The sequence below is a fragment of the Streptomyces sp. NPDC002276 genome, assembly GCF_053891435.1.
This window is the reverse complement of sequence record NZ_JBSFCQ010000012.1, coordinates 278,284-303,423: the sequence shown is the minus strand read 5'-3', so window position 1 is coordinate 303,423 and position 25,140 is coordinate 278,284. Positions and strand designations below refer to the sequence as shown.

The window sequence follows — 25,140 nt, the reverse complement described above, 5'->3', positions numbered from 1 at the left end:
GCGCCTTGTCCCACCGAGTCCCGGAGCCGTTTCCCGGCTCCGGGACTTTCCGGTGCCCCCTTTTTTTGGGGCTCGGTTCACCTCCGAAGCGGCTCACTCGCCGGGCCAGTCGCCAGCGCCTTCATAGGTGAGGGAGATTCATGCAGTTCCGCCAACAGGCCCTCGCCAAGCTCCAGTCGCCCGAGGAGCTGGATCTTCCGGTGCGGTTCGCGCGTCCGCAGGGCTGGCTCGTGCTCTGCGTGACAGTGGTCGTGGTTGCCGCCGCGTCCGTGTGGGCGGTGACCGGTTCCGTGGCCTCCACGGTCGGGGCGTCCGCCGTCCTCACGCACGGGGAGGGCAGTTACATCCTCCAGAGCCCGGTCGCGGGCCAGGTCACGGCCGTCGTCGCCCAGGAGGGCGAGCGGCTGCCGGCCAACTCCCCTGTCCTGCGGGTCCGTACGGCCGACGGCGACTCCGTCGTACGCACGGTCGCCGCGGGCCGGATCACCGCGCTCGCCGCCACCATCGGCCAGATCATCCAGACCGGCGCGAACGTCGCCGCCGTGGAGAAGGTCGCACGCGCCTCCGACCCCCTCTACGCGACGGTGTACGTCCCCGCCGAGAACGCCGCCGCCATCCCCGCGAACGCCGCCGTCGACCTGACCGTGTCCTCGGTGCCGACACAGACGTACGGCGTGCTGCGCGGCCATGTGAAGGCGGTGGACCGGTCCGCCGAGTCGGCGCAGCAGATCGCCGCGTTCCTCGGGGACAGCCAACTCGGCGAGCAGTTCACCAAGAAGGGCAGACCGGTGGCCGTGCTGGTGAGGCTCGACAAGTCGGCCCGCACGAAGAGCGGTTACAAGTGGTCGTCCGCCGACGGACCGCCCTTCGCCCTCACCTCCATGACCATGGCCTCGGCCTCGATCCGGCTGGCCGATCAGCGTCCCCTCGATTGGCTGCTGCCGTGAGCCCCGCACAGGACACCCGTTCCCGGCGCCGTTCCGCCCCGCCGAAACGCCCGGTCCCCAAGGGCCGTGCAAAGACGGTCCGTTCACCCACCGTCCTCCAGATGGAGGCCGTCGAATGCGGCGCCGCCTCCCTCGCGATGGTCCTCGGCTTCTACGGCCGCCACGTCCCGCTGGAGGAACTGCGCATCGCCTGCGGTGTCTCCCGCGACGGCTCCCGCGCCAGCAACTTGCTGAAGGCGGCCCGCAGTTACGGCCTCACGGCCAAGGGCATGCAGATGGACACCGCCGCCCTCGCCGAAGTGCGGTCCCCCGCAGTCCTGTTCTGGGAGTTCAACCACTACGTCGTCTACGACGGCATGGGCCGCCGCCTCGGCCGCCGCGGGGTGTACGTCAACGACCCCGGCAAGGGCCGCCGGTTCGTGCCCATGGAGGACTTCGACTCCAGCTTCACCGGAGTCGTGCTGGTGATGGAACCGGGCGAGGGTTTCGAGAAGGGCGGGCGCAAGCCGGGCGTCCTGGGCGCGATGCCCGCCCGGCTGCGCGGCACCGCGGGCACGATGCCCGCCGCCGTCCTCTCCAGCCTGCTGCTGGTCCTGGTCGGCGCGGCGATACCCGCACTCAGCCGGACCTACATCGACATGTTCCTGATAGGTGGTCAAACCTCGTTGCTGGGCGTGCTGTTCGCGTCCATGGGGACCTGTGTGCTGCTCACCCTGGTGCTGACCTGGCTGCAACAGGCGAACTTGCTGCACGGCCGCATCATCTCCTCCACCCTCTCCAGCGCCCGCTTCCTGCGCCATCTGCTGCGGTTGCCGGTGACGTTCTTCTCCCAGCGCAGCCCGGCCGACCTGGTGCAGCGCCTCCAGTCGAACGACTCCGTCGCCGAGACGCTGGCCCGCGACCTCTCGGCGGCGGGCGTGGACGCGGTGGTCGTGGTGCTCTACGCGGTGCTCCTCTACACCTACGATCCCCAACTCACCTATGTGGGCATAGGCGTCGCGCTGCTGAACGTGGTGGCGATGCGGGTCGTCATCCGGCTGCGCGCGACCCGCACGGCGAAACTGCGTGCCGACAGCGCCCGGTTGACGAACACCGCCTACACCGGGCTCCAGTTGATCGAGACGATGAAGGCGACCGGCGGCGAGGACGGCTACTTCCGCAAGTGGGCCGGGCAGCACGCCACCACCCTGGAGGAGCAGCAGCGCCTCGGGGTGCCGAGCGCCTGGCTGGGCGTGGTCGCGCCGACGCTCGCCTCCCTCAACAGCGCGCTGATCCTGTGGATCGGCGGCATGCGGGCCGTGGAGGGGGGCATCTCGGTCGGTCTACTGGTCGCCTTCCAGGCCCTGGTCACCCGCTTCACCGCGCCGATCACCCGGCTCAACGGCGTCGCGGGCCGCATCCAGGACTTCGCGGCGGACGTGGCCCGCCTCAAGGACGTCGAGAACTTCCAGGCCGATCCCCTCTACTCCCGTGCGGGCGGCGCCGATTCGACCCGCCGGCTGCAAGGGCACGTCGAGTTGGAGAACATCACCTTCGGCTACAGCCCCCTCGACAAGCCCCTCCTCACCGGCTTCTCGCTCACCGTCGGACCGGGCCAGCAGGTGGCGCTGGTCGGCGGCTCCGGCAGCGGCAAGTCCACGGTGTCCAGGCTGATTTCGGGTCTCTACACACCATGGGAGGGCGTGATCCGTATCGACGACCACCGCCTTGAGGACATCCCGCGCGGCGCGCTCGCCGCCTCCGTGTCCTTCGTCGACCAGGACGTGTTCCTCTTCGAGGGCTCGGTCCGCGACAACGTCGCGCTGTGGGACCCCTCCATCCCGGACGACGCGGTGACGGACGCGCTGCGGGACGCGGCCCTGTACGACATGGTGATGCGGCGGCCCGGCGGCATCCACAGCCGGGTCGAGCAGGACGGGCGCAACTTCTCCGGCGGTCAGCGCCAACGCCTGGAGATCGCAAGGGCGTTGGTGCGCAGGCCCAGCATCCTCGTGCTCGACGAGGTGACGAGCGCCCTGGACGCGGAGACCGAGCTGATCGTGATGGACAACCTGCGCAAGCGTGGCTGCGCCTGTGTGGTGATCGCGCACCGGCTCAGCACCGTGCGCGACAGCGACGAGATCGTCGTCCTCGAACACGGCACGATCGTGGAACGCGGGCGGCACGACGCCCTGGTCGCGGCCGGTGGCACGTACGCCACGCTGGTCAAGGAGCGCTGAGATGACGTCAGTTCAGGAAGGCGACCTGGTCCTCGGCGCACTGGGGTCCCTGGGCACGCCGATCGACTGCACCGGATTCAACCGCCTCGACCTCGAAGGTCCGCAGGTGCTGTGGCTGGTCGCGTCGGGCGCCATCGACCTCTTCGCGGTGGACGCCGTACAGCAGGGCCACTGGCACCACCTCGGCCGGCTGGAGGCGGGCTCACTGCTGCTCGGCCCGGTCACCGGACCCCAACACACCCTGGTGGCACGCCCGTTGCGGGACTGCGTGGTGCACCGCATCAACCTGCGCGAGCTGTACCAGCCCGCGAACACCCAGACCTGGTCGTACGACGAGTACGGCAACCCCCAGTACGTGCCCCCGACTTCGAGCCCCCTCGAATACGCCCTGGCCCTCGGCGTGGGCCGCGGTCTCTCCATCCTCTTCCAGGCCCCGATGGCGACCGAACGGGCCGCCGCGCTCACCGACGACGACGTGTTCTGGATGCAAGTGCCGCCGGGCAGCGTGCAGTACGGGTCGTTGTACGGCGCGGAGGCGGCGGCCGATCTGCTGATGGACCCGGGTGTCTGGGAAGGCATGGTCGACCAGCAGTACCGCCTCCTTTCCACGCTGGACAAGTGGATCGAGCAGCTGGAGCGCACCCACGAGACCCGAACCGCCGCCGGTATCAAGGCCGGTGAGGCGGTACGCGCCCAGGCCGACCGGACGCTGCTCGCGTCGATCGGCAGGTCGTCGGCCCGGCGCACGACGGCGGCCGACGCCGACGCGTCGTACGCGGCCTGCAAGTTGGTCGCCGAGGCGGCCGGCATCGCACTCGCCGAACCCGCGCAGAGCGGCAGCGAGAGCGACCGCCTCGATCCGGTCGAGCGGATCGCCCTCACCTCCCGCGTCCGGGTACGGGCCGTACGGCTCGACGGACGCTGGTGGCGGGACAACATCGGTCCGCTGGTGGGCCATCGGGCACTGTCCGGGGCGCCGGTCGCACTGCTGTGGCGGCGCGGCGGCTACGTGGCCGTCCATCCGGCGACCGGCCGCGAGACGCCGATCGAGAAGGCGAACGCGGAGGAGTTCGAGCCGCGCGCGGTGATGTTCTACCGCCCGCTGCCCGAGCGACGGCTCAGTCCGCTGAGGCTGCTCCACTTCAGCATGCAGGGCACCGGCAGCGACCTCTCCAACCTGCTGATCAGCGGACTGGTCACGGTCGCGATCGGAGCACTCGTGCCCATTGCGACGGGCAAGGTGCTCGGCGAGTTCGTACCGAAGGCGCAGACGAACCTGATCATGCAGGTCTGCCTGGCCGTGATGGTGACGAGCGTGGTCGCGGCGGCCTTCATGCTGCTGGAGAACCTCACGATCCTCCGCCTGGAGGGCCGGATCGAGGCCACGCTCCAACCGGCCGTCTGGGACCGCTTGTTGAGGCTGCCCACGAAGTTCTTCACCGAACGCTCGACAGGAGAGCTGGCGAGCGCGGCGATGGGCATCAGCTCGATTCGCCGCCTGCTGGCGGGAGTCGGGCCCGTGGTCGCCCAGTCGCTGACGGTCGGCGCGATGAACCTGGGCCTGCTGTTCTGGTACAGCCCATCCATGGCGTTCACGGCGATCGGCATGCTCGTGGTGATCGCGGCCGTGTTCCTGGGACTCGGCCTGTGGCAGGTGCGCTGGCAGCGCAAGCTGGTCGTGCTCAGCAACAAGCTGAACAACCAGGCGTTCCAAACCCTGCGCGGACTACCGAAGTTGCGAGTGGCGGCGGCCGAGAACTACGCCTACGCCGCCTGGGCCGCCGAGTTCGCGCGCAGCCGTGAACTCCAGCAGAAGGTCGGCCGGATCAAGAACCTCACCACGGTGCTGGGCGCGGTGTACCTGCCCGTCTGCACCCTGCTGATGTTCATGCTGCTCGCGGGCCCGGCACGCGGCTCGATGTCGGCCGCCACCTTCCTGACCTTCAACACCTCGGTGACGATGGTCCTGACCTCCGTCACCAGCCTGACCGGTGCCTTCGTCTCCGTGGTCTCCGCGCTACCGCTGTTCGAGGAGATCAGGCCGGTCCTGGACGCGGCCCCGGAGGTCCGCACCGCGAGCACCCGCCCCGGCCGCCTGTCGGGCGCGATCGAGGCCCGCCGCCTGTCCTTCCGGTACGCCGACGACGGCCCCCTCGTCCTCGACGATGTGTCGTTCCAGGTGCGCGCGGGCGAGTTCGTGGCGATCGTCGGCCCCAGCGGCTGCGGCAAGTCCACCCTGCTGCGCCTCCTCATCGGCTTCGACAAACCGGTCTCGGGCAGCGTCCTCTACGACGGCCAGGACCTCGGCGCCCTCGACCAGTCGGCCGTACGGCGGCAGTGCGGGGTGGTGCTCCAGCACGCGCAGCCGTTCACCGGTTCCATCCTGGACGTCATCTGCGGCACCGAGCCGTTCACGCCGGAGGAGGCGATGGCGGCGGCCGAGATGGCGGGCCTCGCCGAGGACATCAGGCGGATGCCGATGGGCCTGCACACCATCGTCGCGGGCAGCGGCGCGGTCTCGGGCGGCCAGCGTCAACGCCTCATGATCGCCCAGGCGTTGATCCGCCGACCGCGCATCCTCTTCTTCGACGAGGCGACCAGCGCCCTCGACAACGAGACCCAGCGCACGGTGATCGAGAGCACCAAGGCCCTCGACGCCACCCGGATCGTCATCGCGCACCGCCTGTCGACGGTGCTGGACGCGGACCGTGTCGTCGTCATGGAGGACGGCAAGGTCGCTCAACAGGGGCCGCCCGCCCAGCTGTTGGCGGACACGGGCGGGCGACTGCACGAGCTGGTGCGGCGGCAGATGACGTGACGGTCCGGCCGGGACCGGGATACGTCAGTCCAGGCCCGGCACGGGAGCGCCGGAGAGAGTCCCGGCCGCCAAGTACCCGTCGTAGAACGCCTTCCAGGGCACACCGGCACCGGCGTGCGGTCCCTGGACTCGCTCGCCTCGGGCCTTCGCGCCCAGTACAGCGAGGCACACCTCCCACTGAAGGTGGCCGTGCCGCCGGGGCGCAGCTCGAACTCGGCACGCGAGGGGAACCACTGGGCGAGTTCGTCGGGGTCGGTCACGAACTGCCAGACCCGGTCCAGGGGTTGGTCGTAGACGCGGCTGAAACGGACGGCGGGGCGGCCGTCGCCGAGGGCGAGCCAGGTGCCGGTGAGGTCGACGGACATGGCGGATCAGTCCTTCGGGACGGGTTTCCGGTAGGGCGCGAGCCAGGCGTCGAGTGCGGTGATCGGGGCGGGGTCCAGGGCGTAGACGCGGCGCTGTGCGCCCTGCCGTACCCGGACCAGGCCCGCGTCCCGCAGCACCCGTAGATGCTTCGACGTGCTGGGCTGACTCAGACCGCAGGCCTCCCCGGTTGTATACCGGTCAAGGAATGCACGATGTTCAGGAAACCGGGCGGCCGTACCCCGCGACGCCCCCGTGATCCACCCCGTGCGCCGCCCAGCTGTACAGATGCAGGTCGAGGCCGTCGGGGTCGTTGAACACCAGCAGCCAGCCGATCGAGGCCTCGATCACCGGCGAGTGCGGGATGCCGAGGGTGTCGAGGTGGGCGGCCCAGGCCTCGACGTCGGCCCGGTCCCGGACCGCGAAGCTGACCGGATCGAAGCCCTGACAGCCTTGTGCCGCCTCGGAGTTGACGCGCAGACAGAGCATCGAATCACCGAGCCCGGGAACCTCCCCCGCCACCCCGCGCACGACCCCGTCCGCGTCCGGGAACTCGTGTGTGACCTTGAAGCCGAGGACGCGGCCGTACCAGTCGCGCGAGCGGTCGAGATCGGTGACGGGCATCTTCACGTGATGGATTCCGGCGAGTTCCGGCATAACACCCACACTCCTCATCGCCCTGACCATTTCACCGCAGTACGACTGCGACGATTTTCTTCTAGACTCCTCCCCATGCCCGACCCCGTCAACCAGAAGCGGCCCTACCGCTCCGCCAGGCGCGCCGAGACGGCCGCGGCGACCCGCGCCCGCATCCGGGAGGCGGCTTCGCGGCTGTTCACGGAGAAGGGGTTCACGGGCACGCGCATGAAGGAGGTGGCGGCACTGGCCGGTGTCGGCGAGCGCACGCTCTACGACGCGTTCCCGACCAAGGCGGCCCTGTTCGGGCACACCCTCGGTGTCGCGATCGCCGGCGACGAGGAGCCGGTCGCCGTGCCGGAGCGCCCCGAGACCCTGGAGATCCGGGACGAGCCCGACCCCGGGCGCGCGATCGGCCGCAGCGTCGACCAGACCGCCGAACTGCTGGAGCGCGCAGGCGACTTGATCATGGTGACCGTGGAGGCGGCGGGCGCCGATCCCGACATGCGGGCCTCGGCGGACGCCGGTGCCGCGGCGACCTACGGCGTACATCTGGCCCTGACCACGGCACTTGAGGAGCGCGGAGCCCTTCGTCCGGGTCTCGACGCACGCACCGCCGCCGACACGCTCTACGCGCTCGCGTCACCGCACATGCATCAACTCCTGCGCAGGCACCGGGGTTGGACACTGGAGGCCTACCGGGCCTGGCTGCGGCGGGTGTTGGTCGCGGAGCTGCTCGACTCTCACTGAGCCGCGCCCTTCCAGAGCGCGGGGACGTCGCCGTCGCGGCTGTGCAGTTGTGTCGCCAACACCCGGACAGCGGCGGCGAATTGGGCCGGGTCACGCAGGAACTCCATGTGGATGCCGGGGAACTCGACCCACGGCGCCCCGATGCGGCGGGCGATCTCGATCGACGGGCGGGCGTAGTACGTGCCCCGGTCCTCCGCTCCCGCGCCCAACAGGATGGGAAACGGGGCCGACTTGAGCGCGGTCTCGTCGGGCCGGAAGGCGGCGAAGCCCGGCCACTCCGTGCCGAAGAGGTGGTCCTGGTTTCCCAGGAACCGCTTCCAGAGGTCGGCGGGCCAGCGGTATGTGCCCTCGCCCCGAGTCGTCTCGGCGAAGCGGCGGCCCGCGGCCGGGGCTCCGCCCTGTGCGTACAGCGCGGCGAGTTCGGCGAAGAAGCCGCGCCCGGGGTCGCCGTCGGGCAGGACGTTCACGGCGGGCGGTTCATGGGCGATCAGGCCCGTCATCACCTCCGGGTGCAGTGCGGCCAGCGTGAGTCCGATGATCGCGCCCCCGCTGTTCCCGAACACCAGCGCGCGTCCGTCGGCCAGATCGTCGACGAGCGCGCGGGCGTCGGCGGCCTGGACGGCGAGGTCCATCGGTGTCACGGACCTGCCGGTGCTGCGCGAGTTGCCGCGCCGGTCGTAGGAGATCACCATGAAAGCGTCGGAAAGGATCTCCGCGACGCCGTCGTAGTAGCCGGCGTCTCCCCCGGCCCCGCTGATCATCAACAGCGCCGGGCCGCTGCCGCGCACCTCGTAGTACAGCCCGGCCCCGTCGGCCTCGAACCTGCCCTTGCGCATGCCTGGATCCCCATCCCCAGCGAAACGTTGCCGTTTCGCTGAAAGTGCTCTAGTGTCGATGTGTACGAAACCGTTTCGTTTACGTTTTGGTGAACCCCGAACGACTGAACGACTTCCCTGGAGTGGTTCCCGATGTCCCAGAAGACACTGACCGAAGACACCCAGTCGGGTGTCACGGAGGCGCAGGCCGCGTCCTCCTCGAAGCGGTGGTGGATCCTCGCGATCGTCGCCGTGGCTCAACTGATGGTCGTCCTCGACGCCACCATCGTGAACATCGCCCTGCCGTCCGCCCAGAAGGATCTCGGCTTCTCCGACGGCAACCGGCAGTGGATCGTCACCGCGTACGCCCTGGCGTTCGCCTCCCTGCTGCTGCTCGGCGGCCGGATCGCCGACCTCTTCGGCCGCAAGACCGCCTTCCTCGTCGGCGTCGTCGGATTCGCCGGCGCCTCCGCCCTCGGCGGTGCCGCCAACAGCTTCGGCATGCTGGTCACCGCGCGTGCCCTCCAGGGTGTCGCGGGCGCGCTGCTCGCACCGGCCGCGCTCTCCCTGCTCAACACGACGTTCACGGACGCCCGTGAGCGCGCCCGGGCCTTCAGCGTGTACGGCGCCATCGCGGGCGCCGGCGGTGCGGTGGGCCTGCTGCTCGGCGGTGTGCTGACCGACGCCTTCGACTGGCGCTGGACGCTCTACGTCAACGTCGCCATCGCCTTCGTCGCCTTCGCCGGCGGCTGGGTCCTGCTCTCCAACCACCGCGACGCGGCGGGCTCCAAGCTGGACGTGCCGGGCACGGTACTGGTCGCCGGTGGTCTGTTCTCCCTCGTCTACGGTTTCTCCAACGCCGAGACGCACGACTGGAGTTCGCCGCAGACCTGGGGCTTCCTGATCGTGGGCGTCGTCCTGCTGGCGGCCTTCGTCTGGTGGCAGAACCGTGCCGAGCACCCGCTGCTGCCGCTGCGCATCCTGCTCGACCGCAACCGGGGCGCCTCGTTCCTCGCCGTACTGATCACCGGTTCGGGCATGTTCGGCGTGTTCCTCTTCCTCACCTACTACCTCCAACTGAACCTGGGCTTCAGCCCGACCAAGACCGGTGTCGCGTTCCTGCCGATGATCGGCGCCCTGATGGTCATGGCGCAGGTGGGCACCACGGTCCTGGTGCCGCGCCTCGGCCCGAAGGTCGTCATTCCGCTCGGCTTCGCCATCGCCATGGTCGGCATGGCCTGGCTGACCGGCATCGGGGTCGGCTCCTCCTACTCGACCCACGTCCTGCCGCAGCTGATCGTGATCGGCGCGGGCCTCGGCATGGTGATGCCGCCGGCGATGCAGCTCGCCACGGGCGGGGTGGCCGCCGAGGACGCGGGTGTCGCCTCGGCGACGGTCAACGCCATGCAGCAGGTGGGCGGTTCGATCGGTACGGCGCTGCTGAACACGCTGGCCGCGAGCGCCGCGACGGACTACCTGGCCGGGAAGGACGCGACCAGCAAGCTGGTCCAGGCGCAGGCCACGATCGAGAGCTACACCACCGCGTTCTGGTGGTCGGCGGGCCTGTTCGGCGCGGGCACGCTGATCGCCCTCGGGCTCTACCGCCGCGGGGTTCCGCAGCAGGACGCCGACGCCGCACCGGTCGTCCACATGTAGTCGGCTCCACCGAGAGACGAGCCGCAAGGACCGAGGGGTCGCCGTCCGCAGGGAGACGGCGGCCCCTCACCAATTCCTTACTGACAGAAAGTCAACCCTTCTGACCGAAGTTCACCATGTCGAGTGAACCAGATCTTGCGGGCGGCGTGTCATGGATGTTCAGGGCTTCTCCGGGGTAACTACCGAGACCGAAAGCGCCCCGTGCCGAGGTGGAGCGGCCATGACAGCCGAAGCGGACGAACGCGACAGTCCCGCGGCCAACTCCTGTGCCCGTACACGGCCGTACGGCCCCTTCACGGTGGTCGAGGTCTCGGGCGAGATCGACATGGCCACCGCCGGCCTGGTCGTCGAGCACCTGGACGCCGCGACGGCGGTCGCGGAGCCCGACGTACTGGTGGATCTGCGGCCCGTCGAGTTCCTCGACTGTTCGGGACTGCGCGTCCTGTGCCGGGCCGAGCGGCGGGCGAGGGAGCGCGGCGGGCGGCTGCGGGTCGTCTCCGACGGGCCGCGCATTGACCGGTTGTTGCGCGCCTCGGGGCTGTCCGGCCGCTTTCCGCCGCTGCGCGCGATGCCCTCCCAGGAGGAGAAGCCACAATGAGAACAGGGGCCGGCCCGGGCGACCCCACACCGCCCGGCCGACCCCTGGTGCGGGATCGCGGTACTCCGCGACAGGGGCACGCGCTCCCCAGCTACGGACCCTTCCTGATGCTCACGGAGACCGTGCGACCCCGGCCCCTCAGAACGTGAAGACACCTCCGTACCCGTAGGAGTCCTTCACGCACTCGTTGGAGAAGACGCGCTCGTAGGAGACGCGCTTGCCCTGCCAGACACCCTCGATCGTGACGACGACGGGGCGGTAGAGCTTGTTGCAGAGCACATCGCTCCGGGCCGCCAGGGCGTCGAAGTCGCCGCCGATTCCGCGCAGTTCGGCGCAGGCCCGGTCGGCGGACGGGTGGGTGCCGGAGGAGGTGGGCGCGCAGGTGAGGGTCACGGCGCGTTCCGGTGTCGCGAGGGCGGCGTCGTCCCCGTGGCCCATGGTCAGCACCAGGGCCGACGGGGCGTAGAGCGCGGACGGGCCGGTGCCGTGGGCCGCGAGGGCGGTCCCGGTGAGGGGCCCGCAGACGGCGGTGGCCGTCAGGCCCAGAGTCGCTGCCCAGCGCGCGGTGTTCCGCATTGTGTGCATCCTTCCGCTAGAGGCCGGTCCCGCTCGGTCGGTGCCGAACCGGCGGGCGCCACTCTGCCGAGTCCACCGCCGGAACACACATCCGACCCACAGGTTTCAGTAACCTTGCGTGTTGAATCAGTGGCGTGAAGTCACAGAATTCGAACGCGCGGACCCCGGAACCATGGGCTTCGCGAGCGCCGAATCGGGCCGGTTGGCCGGTTTACCCGCCCTCGCCAATCGTCCTGAAACAGTCCCGAAACATTCCGCTTCAGCTCTCGGCGCACTCCGCCGCAGCCCCTTGCGTTCACGGTGCTCGCGAGTAATCGTCATTACATGATTACGACAGAGCAGCAGGAGAAGCTTCGCGGCTGGTTCACCGGCCGTCTGCCCGACGACCTCTTCGAGGAGCTGGTCGAGGTCACGGTCGACCGCGAGGAGGTCACCGTCATCGGCCGCATCCCCGCGCCCAGGCTGGCCGAGGACGTCTCGGACGCCGAGAAGGAGGCCGCGGTCCAGGGCCGCGTCCAGGAGTTCCGCGAGCGCACCCGGGAGACCCGGATCGCGGTCGCCCGCGAGGCCGAGCACCGGTTCCGCCGGAAGGTCTCGTGGGGCGTGGAGTGCGCCGGGGAACGCTCCCTGTTCACCCACATCTCCGCCCCCGTCATGACCCGCCTGCGCCAGCCCGAGCGCCAGGTCCTCGACACCCTCATCGCCGCCGGCGTGGCCCGCAGCCGCAGCGACGCGCTCGCCTGGTGCGTGCGCCTCGTCCAGCGGCACACCGACGACTGGCTCGCCGAACTGCGCGACTCCCTCGAACACGTGCAGCGGGTCCGCGCCCAGGGCCCCGACACCGAACCGGAGGACACCCCGGCCGACAGCGAGTGACCACAGGGCCACACGGCCTCAGGGTGGACGATTCCTCCACCCACGGCACAAAAGATGGATGAACCGTCCTCTGGTGCGGGTATGACGGCCGACCGTAACGTCGGCGGACACCCTGAGGACGGCATCCGCTCACCCCGCCCACCCCGCGCGCGTGACCAGCCGTCCACACCGCCACCGCGCCACCCCGCGCTCCACCGCCGTCCCCCGCTGGAGCCCCCTTGTCCTCGCAGCCCGCCCCCTCCCCCGCCGCGCCGAGCCAGTCCCTGACCGAGGTCGAGACCTACGGCGTCGAGCGCATCCCCGACGCGGACCGCACCGCCACCCCGCTCGACCTGTTCCGGGTCGCGTTCGGCGGTGCCAACACCTTCTCCACCTGTGTCCTCGGCGCCTTCCCCATCCTGTTCGGCCTCTCCTTCTGGCAGGGCCTCGCGGCCACGCTCCTCGGAGTCGTCATAGGCGCCGTGATCCTCTGCCCGATGGCGGTGTTCGGCCCGGTCAACGGCACGAACAACGCGGTCGCCTCCTCCGCGCACCTGGGCGTGCACGGCCGGGTCGTCGGCTCGTTCCTGTCCCTCCTCACGGCAGTCGCCTTCTTCTCCATCTCGGTGTGGAGCTCGGGCGACGCCCTGGTCGGCGGCGCGCACCGGCTCTTCGGCCTGGAGCAGAGCACGCTGTCGTACGTCGTCGCGTACGCGCTGTTCGCCGGACTGGTCCTCGCGGTCTGCGTCTACGGCTTCCGGTTCATGCTGTTCGTCAACAAGATCGCCGTGACGTCCGCGACGGTCCTGTTCCTGCTCGGCGCGATCGCGTTCGCCGGTGACTTCGACCCGTCGTACGCCGGAGTCTTCACGTCCTCGGCGGACGCGGCCACGCAGTCGCTGTTCTGGCCGTCGTTCATCGGCGCGGCGCTGATCGTGCTCTCCAACCCGGTGTCGTTCGGCGCGTTCCTCGGCGACTGGTCGCGCTACATCCCGGCGAACACCCCGCGCCGCAAGGTGGTCGGTGCCGCGTTCCTGTCCCAGATCGCGACGCTCCTGCCGTTCGTCTTCGGGCTGGCGACCGCGAGCATCATCGCCACGAAGGCCCCCAAGTACGTCGACCCGTCCGCCCCCGACTTCGTGGGCGGCCTCCTCGCCATCTCACCGAGCTGGTTCTTCCTGCCGGTGTGTCTGCTGGCTCTGATCGGCGGCATGTCGACAGGCACGACCTCGCTCTACGGCACCGGGCTCGACTTCTCGTCGGTGTTCCCCCGGCTGTCGCGCGTCCAGGCGACCCTGCTGGTCGGCGTCTTGTCCATCGCGTTCATCTTCATCGGGCGCTTCGGCCTCGACCTCGTGCAGTCGATCTCCACCTTCGCCACGATGATCATCACGTGCACCACACCGTGGATGGTCGTGATGATGCTGGGCTTCTACACCCGGCGCGGCTGGTACGACCCGGACGCCCTCCAGGTCTTCAACCGCCGTCAGCGCGGCGGGCGTTACTGGTTCGCGCACGGCTGGAACTGGCGCGGCATGACCGCCTGGTGGGTGGCCGCCGTGGTGGGCGTGCTGTTCACCAACATCCCGGGGCAGTTCGTCGGCCCGCTCGGCGACCTGGCCAACGGCGTCGACATCAGCCTGCCGCTCTCGCTCGCCGTGGCCGCCGTGCTGTTCCTGTCGCTGCTCCGGCTGTTCCCCGAACCCCGCGCGGTGTACGGGCCGGAGGGCGCGCGGCTGGCCCGTACCGTCGAGGTCCCGGTGCCGCCGATCACCGGCCCTGGAGCAGTGACCGCGCCCGCACTCGTCACCGAGGGCAGCTGATGTCCGGCTGGATCGACCTCTCCGTGCCCGTCGTCACCGGGATGCCCGTGTATCCCGGTGACCCGGCGGTCGAGGTCTCCCCCGCCCTGACCGTCCCCCGCGACGGCGTCAACGTCCTTCACCTGCGCATGGGTTCGCAGTCCGGCACGCATGTCGACACCCCATATCACGTGGACGACAGCTGGCCCCGCCTCGACGAACTGCCCCTGGAGCGCTTCGGCGGGCACGCGGTCGTGGCCGACGTACGGGGTCTGCCGGCCAGGGCGCCGATCACCCCCGGCCTGCTGGCACCTGCCCTCAACCGGCTCCGCCCGCGCGCGGGTTCGCTGCTCGTGCTGGCCACGGGCTGGTCGGCACACTGGGGCACCGACGACTACCTCGCCCACCCGTGGCTCACTCCGGAGGCCGCCGAAGCCCTCGTCGAGGCGGGCGTCCGTACGGTCGCGGTCGACGCGCTCAGTGTCGATCCGACGCCCGAACCGGGCGATACGACGGCCGACTTCGGCCTGCCCGCCCACCGGGTGCTGTGCGGCGCGGGCGGAGTGATCGCCGAGAACCTCACGGGACTTGACCAGGTGGTGGACCTCCCGGACCTGGAGTTGTTCCTGTTCCCGCTACGGCTGCCGGGGGCGGACGGCGCGCCGGTCCGGGCTGTCGCACGGGCGGTCTGATCGCCCCGGAAGGTCACTGTCAGACCCGGCCGTTACGTTTGGACCATGACTCGATTCGTGGTGGTGGCAGGCGCGTGGCTCGGTGCGTGGGCGTGGGACGAGGTGGTGCCCGAGCTGCGTGAGGCAGGGCATGGAGTGCATGCGCTGACCCTGTCCGGGCTGGCGGAGAAGCAGGGGGTTCCGGCCGGGCAGCAGACCCATGTCCAGGACATCGTCGACGAGGTCGAGCGCCTCGATCTCCGGGACGTGGTCCTGGTCGGGCACAGCTACTCGGGTGTCCCTGTGGGCCAGGCCGCGGAGCGGATCGGCGACCGGCTGGCCCGGGTGGTGTTCGTCGACTCGAACGTGCCGGTGGACGGGAAGTCGTTCCTGGACGGCTTCCCGAGCGACCACATCAGGAAGTCGCTCGACGAGAGCGGCGGTGTCTGGCCGCCCCTGGACCCGGCCGACTACACGGGCCAGGACCTCACGGACGAGCAGATCGCCCGCATCGTCACCGACGGGACCCCGCACCCGGGTGCCACCCTCACCGAACCGGCGGTCCTCGCCCACCCGTTGGCCGATCTCCCGGCCACCTACGTCAAGTGCCTGCTCGACGGCGACGAGTTGCCGGCCCCGGCGGACGAGTTGGTCGCGAGCGGGCACTGGGAGCTGGTCCGCATGGAGACGGGCCACTGGCCGATGTTCTCCCGTCCCCGCGAACTGGCCCGCGTCCTGGGCGAGTTGACCGGCTCCTGAGCCCCCACCTCGACGAGGACTCCCCATGACCCCCAAGAAGCACGTCCTGGCCGTCGTCCCACCCCACATCGGCGGTCGCAGAGCGGGAGCCGGACTGGCGGCCCTGCTCCCCGACGGGGTGCACGTCACCGTCGTCGAGGTCGTCGACGAGGACCCGGCCGCTCTCCGCGCAGCGCACGTCGTCATCACCGCGCTTTCCCCCGTGACCGCCGAACACCTCGCCGCCGCACCGGAGTTGGAGCTGGTGCAGTGCGCGAGCCACGGCTTCGACTATGTCGACCTGGACGCCGCGCGGGCCCAGGGGGTGCTCGTCTGCAACATCGGCTCCAGCGGCGCCGAGGAACAGAACGTGGCCGAGCAGACCTTCGCCCTGATGCTGGCGCTGGCCAAGCGAATCGTCCCCGCGCACACCGCGCTGGTCGACGGCGACTGGGCGCTGCCCCGGCTCCAGAGTTCGCTGACGGAGCTGTCCGGCAAGACCCTCGACATCGTGGGACTGGGCGCCATCGGACGGCAAGTCGCCCGCAGAGCAGCCGCGTTCGACATGACCGTCGTCTACGCCGGCCGGCGTCCCGTGCCCGAGGAGACGACGTCGCGGCTCGGCGGCGCCCGTCACGTCCCGCTCGACGAACTGCTGCGCCTCTCCGACTACGTCACGCTGCACACGCCGCTCACCGACGAGACCCGGCATCTCCTGAACGCCGAGCGGCTGGCGCTGCTCAAGCCGACCGCGTTCCTCGTCAACACCGCGCGGGGCGCGTTGATCGACCAGGAAGCCCTGGCCGACGCCCTCGAAGCGGGCGCCCTTTCCGGTGCGGGACTCGACGTCTTCGATCCCGAACCGCCCACCCCCGCACTGCGGTTGCTCAAGGCCCCGAACGTGGTGCTCTCGCCGCACGTCGGCGGTGTGACCCGGGAGACCGTCGTCCGGATCGCGCTGGCCGCCGTACAGAACGCGGCCGGTTTCCTGACGGGTGAGCGGCCGGGTGATGTCGTCAGCTGAGCCGGTCCGCGTTGTGCGCGGGACGTGGGGACGGGGTTCCCGTGCCGGCGATCGACAGCGAACCGGGGCTGGCCGAGACCGAGTCGGTCAGCCAGCGTTGCGCGGTGGAGCCGTCGCGGACCTTGAGGACGATGTCGGCGCCCGGGTCGGCGGTGGTCGTGGTGAGCGCGAGCCCGGAGTCCCAGCGGGGCAGCAACTCGCCCCGCACGGTGAGGTCGTAGCGGACATCGTTGCCGCGTTTGGCCTTCGCGTCCGCGCAGGTGCCGAGGACGACGACCCCGGCGTCCGCGTGCGAGTCCAGGCACAGCCCGGAGTCCGCCGCACTGCGCAACAGCCCGTCGGTCCCGTACGACCACTCCTGGGTCTCGGCGGAGGAGCACGTCGCGAGAGCGGTGTCGGCGCCGGCCTTCACGGTGCCCCGGATGTCCAGGCACAGGTCGGCGGCGGCGTTGCGCAGCCTCGTCTGCCCGGGTACGGCGGGGAGCCGGGCGGTGCCGGGCGCCGAGGACGACACATGGCCGGAGCCGCCGTTCCCGCTGGTGGAGGCGACCGGGTCGGCGGTGCCGCCGTTGTCCGGCCACAGGCTGACGGCGACGACGCTCGCGACGACCCCGGCGCCGATCAGTCCCGCACCGACGAAGAGCGAGCGGGACGACCGGCCGGACCCGGCCGACCTGGCCGCGTCCACGATGCGGCGGCCGGGCGCGGGAAGCCGGGAGAGCAAGCGGTGCCGTCCCGTGCCGCCGCCGCTGTGCCCACCGTGCCCGCCGTGCCGGCCGGCGGTCCGTGTCCGGGTGGCGGGCCGGGCGCGGCCGGGGCGCGACGCGAGGTAGGCGCGGGCTCCCCAGCCGAGCACCGCCTCAGCGAGCAGGACTCCCAACCCGCCTTCGAAATAACTCAGTTGTTCGGCGGCGAATCGGCAGTAGCGGCACTGGGCGAGATGCTGCTGGACATCGGGCAGCAGTGTGCCGCCGCGTCGAATGGGGACGTCGAGGAGACGGTTGTAGAAGCTGCATTCCTTGGTCGGCGCGAGTTCCCGGTGGGCGCGTACACAGCCCTCGCGGAATTTTTCGTGCGCCTGCTGGAGAGCGGCCGACGCGGTGTCGGTATCCATCCCGAGCAGTGCCGCCGGCACGGTTATCGTCTCGGCCTCGACCTCGGTGTGCCAGAGCAGACACTGGGCGAACGGCTGAAGGGTCTGGAAAGACCGCTCGGCGAGCTTGCGATTTTCGGGTGTCATGGACTTGGCAGAACGCATCGCGCGGCCCCCGGAGGGTTTCTCCAGGTCCGGCAGAACACCGGATATTCGCTCCTCCGCCGCCCACTCCCGGATCGTGTCACGCACGGTCAGCAGCAGCCGGGGGCGCAGTGCCACGCCGGGTTCGCCGAATGTCAGCCGGTCGAACACCCGGTGGAAGGCGGCAGCGGCGGCCATGGCGGGGACACTGCCCGTGGCGGCGAGACAGACTTCCGCGTAATCCTGGACCGGCCGCCAGTGCCGCGCCATCAGCAGCGCGACGGAATGCGCGGCCTCACCCTCCGGGCGGCCCCGCAGCCGGGCGGCCAGGGTCTCGTCGGATTCCTCGGGAGCCCCACTGTCCGGCGGAGGGTAAGGAGGACGAGGAGGGGGAGGGAGGGACACGGAGTAGATTCCTCGGATTCGGTTCATCAACGGGTGAATGAGCCCCGGGCATTACCCTCGCGCGGGCGTTTCACCCTTGCACAACCCACTGAACCCAACAAGGCACTTGGGCAACATCCATACCTTTGAAAGGAAGTCAGAGGCACCGGCAACTCCGCTTCCCTCGCACCGGCTTTCGACTTTCCATGCGCCCCGTGTGAACCACGCGCACACTCCGGTGCGTCGCGCACGCTCCCGGCGCGGCACAGTGAGCGGTCCACTGGATTCGGCCCTTCTCGGAGGCCACGCGCTGGACGGCGGCTCTCCCGCGCCAAACGGCCGCCGACCCTGCTCCTCCCGCCCTCGGTCGGCGGCCCCGAGGGCGGGGGCGGCCCACCCCCGCCCTCCCTTCACACGGCCTCGGTCTCGCCGCCGATGGTGTCGAGTTCGGCGATCGCGTCGGCGGGCAGCACCAGGTCGGCGGCGGCGATGTTCTCGCGCAGATGGGCGCGGGACGAGGTGCCCGGGATCAGGACGGTGGTGGCCGAGCGTTGCAACAGCCAGGCCAGGGCGACCTGTTGGGGCGAGGCGTCCAGCCGGGCGGCGACCTCGGCGAGGGTCTTCGACTGGAGCGGGGTGAAGCCGCCGAGCGGGAAGTACGCGGCGAACGCGATGTTCTCCGCCGCGCACCGCTCGACGAGGGCGTCGTCCTGCCGGTTGGCCAGGTTGTAGAGGTTCTGCACGGTGACCACCGGGGCGATGGCCTGCGCCTCGGCCAGCTGGGCGGCGGAGACCGTACTCAGCCCGAGGTGCCGGATCAGCCCCGCCTTCCGCAGTTCCGCCAGGGCGCCGAACTTCTCGCCGATCGACTCCTCGTCCGCGCTGTCCTGGGCGCCGAGCCTGAGGTTGACCACGTCGAGGGCGTCGAGCCCGAGGTTGCGGAGGTTGTCGTAGACCTGTGCCTTGAGGTCCTCGGGGTGCCGGGACATGATCCAGCTGCCGTCGGGACCGCGCCGGGCGCCGACCTTGGTCACGATGTGCAGGTCGTCGGGGTAGGGGTGGAGGGCCTCCTTGATGATCTCGTTGACGACGACCGGGCCGTAGAAGTCGCTGGTGTCGATGTGGGTGATGCCCCGCTCGACGGCCTCGCGCAGGACGGCCACCGCTTCGGTGCGGTCCTTCGGCGGGCCGAAGACATGGGGGCCGGCCAGTTGCATGGCGCCGTATCCCATGCGGGTGAGGGTGAGGCCCTCGGCCGGGGTGAGGGTGCCGCCGGAGACGGTGTCGGCCATGGTGGCGCGCCTTTCGGTAGGTGGTGAGTCCTGTGACCGACTCTGCGCCCGTGGCGGCCGGGCAGGCAGTACCCGGATGTTCCTGGTAGTGACGGGGACACCCACCTGCGGGGATTCGGATCTACGGTGGTGGGTGTGGACGCCAAGAACGCGCTCGGCGAGTTTCTGCGGGCCCGCCGTGAGCGGGTCCGGCCCGAGGACGTGGGCCTGAGCGGCGGCGGACTGCGCCGGGTGCCGGGGCTGCGCCGGGAGGAGGTCGCCCTGCTGGCCGGTATCAGCTCCGACTACTACCTGCGCCTTGAGCAGGGCCGGGACCGCAACCCGTCGGCGCAGGTGCTGGAGGCGCTGGCCCGGGTGCTGCGCCTCGATACCGCCGCGAGCGCCCATCTGCTGAGCCTGACGCAACCGGAACGGCCGACCACGTCCCGAAGGCGGGGCAGGAGGCCCGAGACGGTTCCGGCGAGCGTCCGCGAACTGCTGGACACCTGGTCGACGCATCCGGCCTACGTCCAGAACCGGTTCACGGACTGCCTCGCGGCCAACGCGCTGTGCCGGGCGCTGTCCCCGAGCTATGTGCCGGGCGCGAACCTGTTGCGGGCGGTGTTCCTCGACCCCGCCGAACGCGAACTGCGGCGCGACTGGGAGGAGTTGACCGCCGAGGGCGTGGCGACGCTGCGCGGCCACATCGGGCCGGACGTCGACGATCCGCGGCTGGTGGAGCTGGTGGGCGAGCTGTCCGTGCGCAGTGAGCGGTTCCGGCTGCTGTGGAGTCGGCACGAGGTACGGCCGATGGTCGGGCGGACCAGTCTCCTCAGCCATCCGCTGGTCGGCGACTTCGAGCTGCGGTCGAACAAGTTCGAGATCCCGGGCACGGACGCCCTGAGCGTGGTCGTCTTCCACGCCGAGCCGGGCAGCCGCAGCGCGGAACTGCTGGGCCTGCTGGGCAGCCTCGCCGTGTCCGGAGAAGGCGTACCCGATGAAACGTCACCGGCGCACGAGGACCGATGACCTTCAGATCTGCCAGGAACGCAGCCGTTCCGCCGCGCCGTACACGTCCGTCTTCCCGGAGATCAGATCACGGGTCAGGTCGACGAGCGCACCGTACGGCGGGTCGATGCCGACCCCGCTGACGAACATGTAGGCGACCGCCGTGGCGCAGGCGAAGCGGGCGTTGGCGGACGGCAGGGGCTTGAGCAGGGCGAGGGTGTGCAGCAGGGCGGTGGCCCGCCAGGCCGGGTCGGAGTCGACACCGAGGCGGGGCGGGTCGACGCGGTGCCGGGCGACGGCCGCCACCAACGCCGAGAAGTCGTTGATGGTGGGCTGGTCCGGGAGGACTTCCTCATGGCGCTGGAGGAGCCACGGCACGTCGATATGGATGGCGGGCATGCGTCAGGCGACCCGTCCCTCGCCCTTGGCCGCCGGTTCGTCCTCGGGGAAGGCCGCGGCGAACTCGTCGGCGTGCGTCGCGAAGAAACGGCGGAAAGCCTCCGCGCCCTCCTGCAACGCCCGGTGCCGGGCGATGTCGGCGGCGGCGGCCTCCCGGACGAGGGCCTTCATCGACGTACCGCGCTCCTTGGCGATCTGCCGCAGGTCCTCTAGCTCGCGATCGCTGAACTCCACGTTGAGAGCTGGCATGACCTCACGGTACCGCTCGGGTACTTACCCGTAAATACCACCAGGTCAGGAGGCACACCAGCCGGTACCCGGCGTACCCCAGCGCCATGTCCGAATACCGCCGGACCCGACCGCCGTCCCGGAGCAGACTCGACCGTATGAACACCATCCGCACACGCCTCGACAGCCCACTGGGCGAGCTGCTCCTCACCGGCGAACAGTCGCCCGACGGTACGACACTCACCTCCCTCTCCATCCCGGCCCGCCCGGGTACCGGCGCCGACGAGCACCCCGACGACCCGGCCTTCGCCGAGGCGGCCCGGCAGCTCTCCGCGTACTTCGCCGGCCGCCTCACCCGCTTCCGACTCCCGTTCACCGCCGAGGGAACGGAGTTCCAGCAGCGGGTGTGGCGGGCCCTCGACGAGATTCCCTACGGCACCACGACGACCTACGGCGTGCTCGCCGAGCGGCTGGGGGTGCCGCGCGCCGAGGTCCGGGCGGTGGGCGCGGCGATCGGCGCCAACCCGTTGCTGGTGCTGCGCCCGTGCCATCGGGTGATCGGCGCGGACGGCTCGATGCGGGGGTACGCCGGCGGTGTCGAGCGCAAGGTGCGGCTGCTGACGCACGAGGGCGCGCTGCAACCGATGCTCGGCTGAGGGAGGACGCACTCATGGACCGCACCAACTGGCCAGCTCTGGCCGAGGAGTTGGACCTGTACGGCAGCGCGCCGACCGCGCAACTGCTGACGCCCGCCGAGTGCCGCGACCTGTCCGCGCTGTACGAGAAGCCGGAACTGTTCCGCACCACCGTGGACATGGCCCGGCACCGCTTCGGCTCCGGCGAGTACCGCTACTTCACCCACGACCTGCCCGCACCGGTGGCCGCGCTGCGCGCCGCGCTGTATCCGCGACTGCTGCCGATCGCCCGCGACTGGGCGGCCCGCCTGGGCCGCCGGGCCCCCTGGCCGGACGACCTGGACGAGTGGCTGGCGCGCTGCCACGGGGCCGGCCAGGGCCGCTCGGCGCAGATCATGCTCCGCTACGGCGAGGGCGACTGGAACGCCCTGCACCGCGATGTGTTCGGCGAGTTGGTCTTCCCGCTCCAGGTGGTGATCGGCCTCGACGAGTACGGCACCGACTACACGGGCGGCGAGTTCCTGATGGTCGAACAGCGGCCCCGGGCCCAGTCCCGCGGCACCGCGACCCCACTGCGGCAGGGCCACGGCCTGGTGTTCACCACGAGGGACCGCCCCGTACGGTCGAAGCGCGGGTGGTCGGCGGGGGCGATGCGGCACGGGGTGAGCACGGTACGGTCCGGCAGGCGGCACGCGTTGGGGTTGGTGTTCCACGACGCGTCATAGGTTGGACCGGCGAAGCCAGGTCCTCCAGGGGCGCGGGGAACTGCGCGCCCAGCCCCCACCGGCCCGCGCCTGTCAAACGACCCAGAACCCCCACCGCCGACAACTCCCGTCCCAGAAAAGCCTGTTCAGCGATGGCAGGAGCGCCGCCCCGCTGCCCGGCGAGAGCGCGATGAGGATCGCCCACGAGTCGCCGTGCCACTTCTTGAGCACGATGCCGGTCTCCTTGCGTAGGACTCGCGGTCAAGAGGCCGGGGCGGCCGGCGGGTGTGACACGGCACCAACACGCGGAGACGTACGTCACATTGGCGCCCTCAGATGTCACACTCCGGCGCCCGGCACCCCTCGCAGTAGTGAGCACGCACTGGGGAGGCGCGGGTATGTCCGAGATCGCTGTCACCGAAGAGGCGACCGATGACTTCATGGACCATCGGGAGCTGTTGTTCGGCCTCGTCTACAACATGCTGGGCAGCGTCGCCGACACCGACGACGTCCTCCAGGAGACCTGGCTGTCCTGGACGGCACGCGCCCGCCGTTCCGCGCTCGACACCATCACCAACCGGCGCGCCTATCTCGTCCGGATCGCCGTCAACCACGCGCTTCAGCGCCGCGCCGCGATCAGCCGCCGCCGCGAGACGTACGTCGGCCCGTGGCTGCCGGAACCGCTGCTCGGCCCGGCCGACGACCCGGTCGACCCGGCGCTGCGCGCCGAGTCCGTCTCGCTGGCCATGCTGGTGGTGCTGGAGTCGCTGAGTCCGCTGGAGCGGGCGGTGTTCGTCCTCAACGAGGTGTTCGGGTACGCCCACACCGAGATCGCGGACATCATCGACCGCACCCCGGCCGCCGTACGGCAGCTCGCGCACCGGGCGCGGGCGCATGTGCACGCGCGGCGGCCGTTGTACGAGGCGCATCCCCGGGTGCGGCGGGAGGCGACGGAACGGTTCGTGCGGGCCGCGGTCGGCGGGGACATCGCCTCGCTGATGGAGATCCTCGCGCCGGACGTCACGGTCTGGACGGACAGCGGGGGCAACCGGAAACCGGCGGGACTGCGCCCGGTGCACGGCCGGGACAAGGCGGTCCGCCTCATCAACTCCTTCGCGGGCAGGCGCAGTCCGCAGGATCTGGAGCTGCACTTCCGGCGCGTCAACGGCGACGACGCGGCCGTGCTGTTCGAGGGCGACGCGCCGTACGCGGTGATGGTCATGGACCTCACCCCCGAGGGCGACCAGGTGTCCGGGGTCTACATCGTGACCAACCCCGAGAAGCTCACGCACATCCACAAGGACGAGGAGGAGAACCAGTGACCACCCCTTCCGGCCCTTCCGACCCCTCCGAGTCCTCGCGGGGCGAGCGCGTCGCCGACTGGTTCGACGGCCGGCTCGGCGTCTACGCGCTGGGCAAGCAGTATTTGCGCAAGGTGTTCCCGGACCACTGGTCGTTCCTGCTCGGCGAGATCTGTCTGTACAGCTTCGTGGTGCTGATCCTCACCGGCGTGTATCTGACCCTGTTCTTCCACCCGTCCATGAACGAGGTGACCTACCACGGGAGTTACGTCCCCCTGAACGGCATCCGGATGTCAGACGCCTACGCCTCGACGCTGCACATCAGCTTCGACGTGCGCGGCGGGCTGCTGGTCCGTCAACTGCACCACTGGGCGGCGCTGGTGTTCATCGCCGCGATGCTGACGCACATGATGCGGCACTTCTTCACGGGCTCGTTCCGCAAGCCGCGCGAGCTCAACTGGCTGTTCGGCTGGACCCTGTTGTTCCTCGGTCTGTTCGAGGGCCTTTTCGGCTACTCGCTCCCGGACGACCTGCTGTCGGGCACGGGCATGCGCTTCGTCGACGGCGCGCTGCTCTCGGTCCCGGTCGTCGGGACGTATCTGTCGATGTTCCTGTTCGGCGGCGAGTATCCGGGCCACGACATCGTGTCCCGCTTCTACTCACTGCACGTGCTGCTGATCCCAGGCGTGATGGCGGCCCTCGTGGTCGTCCACCTCATCCTGGTCGTCCACCACAAGCACACCCAGTTCGCGGGCCCCGGCCGCACCGAACGCAACGTGGTGGGCTCCCCGTTCATGCCGGTGTACCTGGCGAAGGCGGGCGGCTTCTTCTTCCTGGTCTTCGGCGCGCTCACCGTCCTCGCGGCGGTGGCGTCCATCAACCCCGTCTGGTCCTACGGCCCTTACCGCGCCGACCAGGTCTCCACGGGCGCCCAGCCCGACTGGTACCTGGGCTTTGCGGAGGGGCTGGTCCGTGTGATGCCGGGCTGGGAAGTCACGTTGTGGGGCCACACGTTGGTGCTCGGCGTACTGATCCCGATCGTGGTGTTCCCGCTCCTCCTCGTCCTCATCGGCGCGTACCCGTTCCTGGAGTCCTGGCGGACGGGCGACAAACACGAGCACCATCTCCTGGACCGCCCCCGCAACCGCCCCAACCGCACGGGCCTCGGGGTCGCCTGGATCAGCCTCTACCTGATCCTCCTGGCGGGCGGCGGCAACGACATCGTGGCGACCCGCCTCCACCTGTCGATCAACACGGTGACGTGGATGGTCCGGGTCGCGGTGTTCGCCGTCCCGGTCCTCGCGTTCGTCGTCACCCGCCGCATCTGCCTGGGCCTCCAACTCCGGGACGCGGAGCTGGTGTTGCACGGCCGCGAGACAGGCGTGATCAAACGGCTGCCGCACGGCGAGTACGTGGAGGTCCACCGGCCACTGGACCCGGCGGAACTGCACACACTCACCGCGCACAAGCGCCCGAGGGAACTCATGGAACGCGAGCCCTGACGC

At 70.4% G+C, this 25,140-nt stretch carries 25 protein-coding genes and 1 pseudogene; 16 read left to right on the top strand and 10 right to left on the bottom strand.

Annotated features, from left to right (window positions below; genetic code table 11):
• Window positions 1-140 precede the first annotated feature (140 nt).
• From ACWIHT_RS29370 to ACWIHT_RS29360, 3 genes are read left to right on the top strand one after another with little or no spacing between them, the layout of a single operon-like run.
• The gene (locus ACWIHT_RS29370) at window positions 141-947 is read left to right on the top strand and encodes an HlyD family efflux transporter periplasmic adaptor subunit (protein ID WP_456171304.1); all 807 of its coding nucleotides are present in this window, start codon (window positions 141-143) and stop codon (window positions 945-947) included.
• Window positions 944-3,166 (top strand): NHLP family bacteriocin export ABC transporter peptidase/permease/ATPase subunit, encoded by a 2,223-nt coding sequence (locus ACWIHT_RS29365; protein ID WP_456171303.1) that lies wholly within the window; start codon window positions 944-946, stop codon window positions 3,164-3,166. The genes ACWIHT_RS29370 and ACWIHT_RS29365 overlap by 4 nt, the downstream gene beginning before the upstream one ends.
• A 1-nt stretch (window position 3,167) precedes the next feature.
• Entirely contained in the window at window positions 3,168-5,984 is a 2,817-nt protein-coding gene (locus tag ACWIHT_RS29360) for an NHLP bacteriocin export ABC transporter permease/ATPase subunit (protein ID WP_456171302.1), read from the top strand.
• Here the strand turns inward: ACWIHT_RS29360 and ACWIHT_RS29355 are convergent.
• From ACWIHT_RS29355 to ACWIHT_RS29345, 3 genes and pseudogenes are all read right to left on the bottom strand, one after another.
• Complete coding sequence (locus ACWIHT_RS29355; RefSeq protein WP_456171301.1) at window positions 5,906-6,349, bottom strand: SRPBCC domain-containing protein; 444 nt, start codon at window positions 6,347-6,349, stop codon at window positions 5,906-5,908. The genes ACWIHT_RS29360 and ACWIHT_RS29355 overlap by 79 nt on opposite strands.
• A 24-nt stretch (window positions 6,350-6,373) precedes the next feature.
• A pseudogene (locus tag ACWIHT_RS29350) lies at window positions 6,374-6,607 on the bottom strand (ArsR/SmtB family transcription factor); the annotation flags it as partial.
• Window positions 6,567-7,004: a VOC family protein gene (locus tag ACWIHT_RS29345; RefSeq protein WP_456171300.1), complete on the bottom strand. Its 438-nt coding sequence runs from the start codon at window positions 7,002-7,004 to the stop codon at window positions 6,567-6,569. The pseudogene ACWIHT_RS29350 and the gene ACWIHT_RS29345, both read right to left, overlap by 41 nt.
• 75 nt (window positions 7,005-7,079) lie before the next feature.
• On the opposite strand from ACWIHT_RS29345, the gene ACWIHT_RS29340 reads away from it, so the two are divergent.
• Complete coding sequence (locus ACWIHT_RS29340; protein WP_456171299.1) at window positions 7,080-7,733, top strand: TetR/AcrR family transcriptional regulator; 654 nt, start codon at window positions 7,080-7,082, stop codon at window positions 7,731-7,733.
• Here ACWIHT_RS29340 and ACWIHT_RS29335 read toward each other — a convergent pair.
• Entirely contained in the window at window positions 7,727-8,569 is an 843-nt protein-coding gene (locus ACWIHT_RS29335; RefSeq protein WP_456171298.1) for an alpha/beta fold hydrolase, read from the bottom strand. The two genes, ACWIHT_RS29340 and ACWIHT_RS29335, sit on opposite strands and share 7 nt — an antisense overlap.
• A gap of 132 nt (window positions 8,570-8,701) precedes the next feature.
• Between ACWIHT_RS29335 and ACWIHT_RS29330 the strand changes: the two genes are divergently transcribed.
• Together ACWIHT_RS29330 and ACWIHT_RS29325 are read left to right on the top strand one after the other, a co-directional pair.
• Window positions 8,702-10,204 (top strand): MFS transporter, encoded by a 1,503-nt coding sequence (locus ACWIHT_RS29330; protein ID WP_456171297.1) that lies wholly within the window; start codon window positions 8,702-8,704, stop codon window positions 10,202-10,204.
• Between the two features lie 220 nt (window positions 10,205-10,424).
• Entirely contained in the window at window positions 10,425-10,802 is a 378-nt protein-coding gene (locus tag ACWIHT_RS29325; RefSeq protein WP_456171296.1) for an STAS domain-containing protein, read from the top strand.
• 138 nt (window positions 10,803-10,940) lie between these two features.
• On the opposite strand, the gene ACWIHT_RS29320 is transcribed toward ACWIHT_RS29325, so the two are convergent.
• Window positions 10,941-11,378: a protease inhibitor gene (locus ACWIHT_RS29320; RefSeq protein WP_456171295.1), complete on the bottom strand. Its 438-nt coding sequence runs from the start codon at window positions 11,376-11,378 to the stop codon at window positions 10,941-10,943.
• A 324-nt stretch (window positions 11,379-11,702) separates the two neighbouring features.
• Between ACWIHT_RS29320 and ACWIHT_RS29315 the strand changes: the two genes are divergently transcribed.
• The 5 genes from ACWIHT_RS29315 to ACWIHT_RS29295 all read left to right on the top strand — a co-directional run bounded on the left by ACWIHT_RS29315 (window position 11,703) and on the right by ACWIHT_RS29295 (window position 16,468).
• Complete coding sequence (locus ACWIHT_RS29315; protein WP_456171294.1) at window positions 11,703-12,254, top strand: hypothetical protein; 552 nt, start codon at window positions 11,703-11,705, stop codon at window positions 12,252-12,254.
• A 218-nt stretch (window positions 12,255-12,472) separates the two neighbouring features.
• A complete protein-coding gene (locus ACWIHT_RS29310) occupies window positions 12,473-14,056 on the top strand; it encodes a purine-cytosine permease family protein (protein WP_456171293.1) in 1,584 nt (527 codons plus the stop codon).
• Window positions 14,056-14,727 (top strand): cyclase family protein, encoded by a 672-nt coding sequence (locus ACWIHT_RS29305; RefSeq protein ID WP_456171292.1) that lies wholly within the window; start codon window positions 14,056-14,058, stop codon window positions 14,725-14,727. Before ACWIHT_RS29310 ends, ACWIHT_RS29305 begins: the two co-directional genes overlap by 1 nt.
• 45 nt (window positions 14,728-14,772) lie before the next feature.
• Window positions 14,773-15,465, top strand: a complete 693-nt coding sequence (locus tag ACWIHT_RS29300; protein WP_456171291.1) for an alpha/beta fold hydrolase — start codon at window positions 14,773-14,775, stop codon at window positions 15,463-15,465.
• Between the two features lie 25 nt (window positions 15,466-15,490).
• Window positions 15,491-16,468, top strand: a complete 978-nt coding sequence (locus ACWIHT_RS29295) for a 2-hydroxyacid dehydrogenase (protein ID WP_456171290.1) — start codon at window positions 15,491-15,493, stop codon at window positions 16,466-16,468.
• On the opposite strand, the gene ACWIHT_RS29290 is transcribed toward ACWIHT_RS29295, so the two are convergent.
• Complete coding sequence (locus ACWIHT_RS29290; RefSeq protein ID WP_456171289.1) at window positions 16,461-18,110, bottom strand: RICIN domain-containing protein; 1,650 nt, start codon at window positions 18,108-18,110, stop codon at window positions 16,461-16,463. The two genes, ACWIHT_RS29295 and ACWIHT_RS29290, sit on opposite strands and share 8 nt — an antisense overlap.
• 389 nt (window positions 18,111-18,499) lie before the next feature.
• Window positions 18,500-19,381 carry an oxidoreductase gene (locus ACWIHT_RS29285; RefSeq protein WP_456171288.1) on the bottom strand — a complete coding sequence of 294 codons (882 nt, stop codon included), beginning with the start codon at window positions 19,379-19,381 and terminating at the stop codon, window positions 18,500-18,502.
• Between the two features lie 135 nt (window positions 19,382-19,516).
• Here ACWIHT_RS29285 and ACWIHT_RS29280 point away from each other — a divergent pair, with 135 nt between their 5' ends.
• Complete coding sequence (locus ACWIHT_RS29280; RefSeq protein ID WP_456171287.1) at window positions 19,517-20,389, top strand: helix-turn-helix domain-containing protein; 873 nt, start codon at window positions 19,517-19,519, stop codon at window positions 20,387-20,389.
• A gap of 3 nt (window positions 20,390-20,392) precedes the next feature.
• Here ACWIHT_RS29280 and ACWIHT_RS29275 read toward each other — a convergent pair whose 3' ends face one another.
• Together ACWIHT_RS29275 and ACWIHT_RS29270 are read right to left on the bottom strand one after the other, a co-directional pair.
• A complete protein-coding gene (locus tag ACWIHT_RS29275; protein ID WP_019068555.1) occupies window positions 20,393-20,767 on the bottom strand; it encodes a hypothetical protein in 375 nt (124 codons plus the stop codon).
• Window positions 20,768-20,770: 3 nt separating this feature from the next.
• Complete coding sequence (locus tag ACWIHT_RS29270) at window positions 20,771-21,016, bottom strand: hypothetical protein (protein ID WP_019068554.1); 246 nt, start codon at window positions 21,014-21,016, stop codon at window positions 20,771-20,773.
• A gap of 137 nt (window positions 21,017-21,153) precedes the next feature.
• Between ACWIHT_RS29270 and ACWIHT_RS29265 the strand changes: the two genes are divergently transcribed.
• Both ACWIHT_RS29265 and ACWIHT_RS29260 read left to right on the top strand, forming a co-directional pair.
• On the top strand, window positions 21,154-21,651 hold the full coding sequence (locus tag ACWIHT_RS29265; protein WP_456171286.1) for a methylated-DNA--[protein]-cysteine S-methyltransferase: 498 nt from the start codon (window positions 21,154-21,156) through the stop codon (window positions 21,649-21,651).
• Window positions 21,652-21,665: 14 nt separating this feature from the next.
• Complete coding sequence (locus ACWIHT_RS29260) at window positions 21,666-22,355, top strand: 2OG-Fe(II) oxygenase (protein ID WP_456171285.1); 690 nt, start codon at window positions 21,666-21,668, stop codon at window positions 22,353-22,355.
• Between the two features lie 72 nt (window positions 22,356-22,427).
• Here ACWIHT_RS29260 and ACWIHT_RS29255 read toward each other — a convergent pair whose 3' ends face one another.
• Complete coding sequence (locus ACWIHT_RS29255; RefSeq protein ID WP_456171284.1) at window positions 22,428-22,565, bottom strand: hypothetical protein; 138 nt, start codon at window positions 22,563-22,565, stop codon at window positions 22,428-22,430.
• A gap of 167 nt (window positions 22,566-22,732) precedes the next feature.
• Between ACWIHT_RS29255 and sigJ the strand changes: the two genes are divergently transcribed.
• Together sigJ and qcrB are read left to right on the top strand one after the other, a co-directional pair.
• Window positions 22,733-23,656 (top strand): RNA polymerase sigma factor SigJ, encoded by a 924-nt coding sequence (sigJ, locus tag ACWIHT_RS29250; RefSeq protein ID WP_456171283.1) that lies wholly within the window; start codon window positions 22,733-22,735, stop codon window positions 23,654-23,656.
• On the top strand, window positions 23,653-25,137 hold the full coding sequence (gene qcrB / locus ACWIHT_RS29245) for a cytochrome bc1 complex cytochrome b subunit (RefSeq protein ID WP_456171282.1): 1,485 nt from the start codon (window positions 23,653-23,655) through the stop codon (window positions 25,135-25,137). The genes sigJ and qcrB overlap by 4 nt, the downstream gene beginning before the upstream one ends.
• Window positions 25,138-25,140 lie beyond the last annotated feature (3 nt).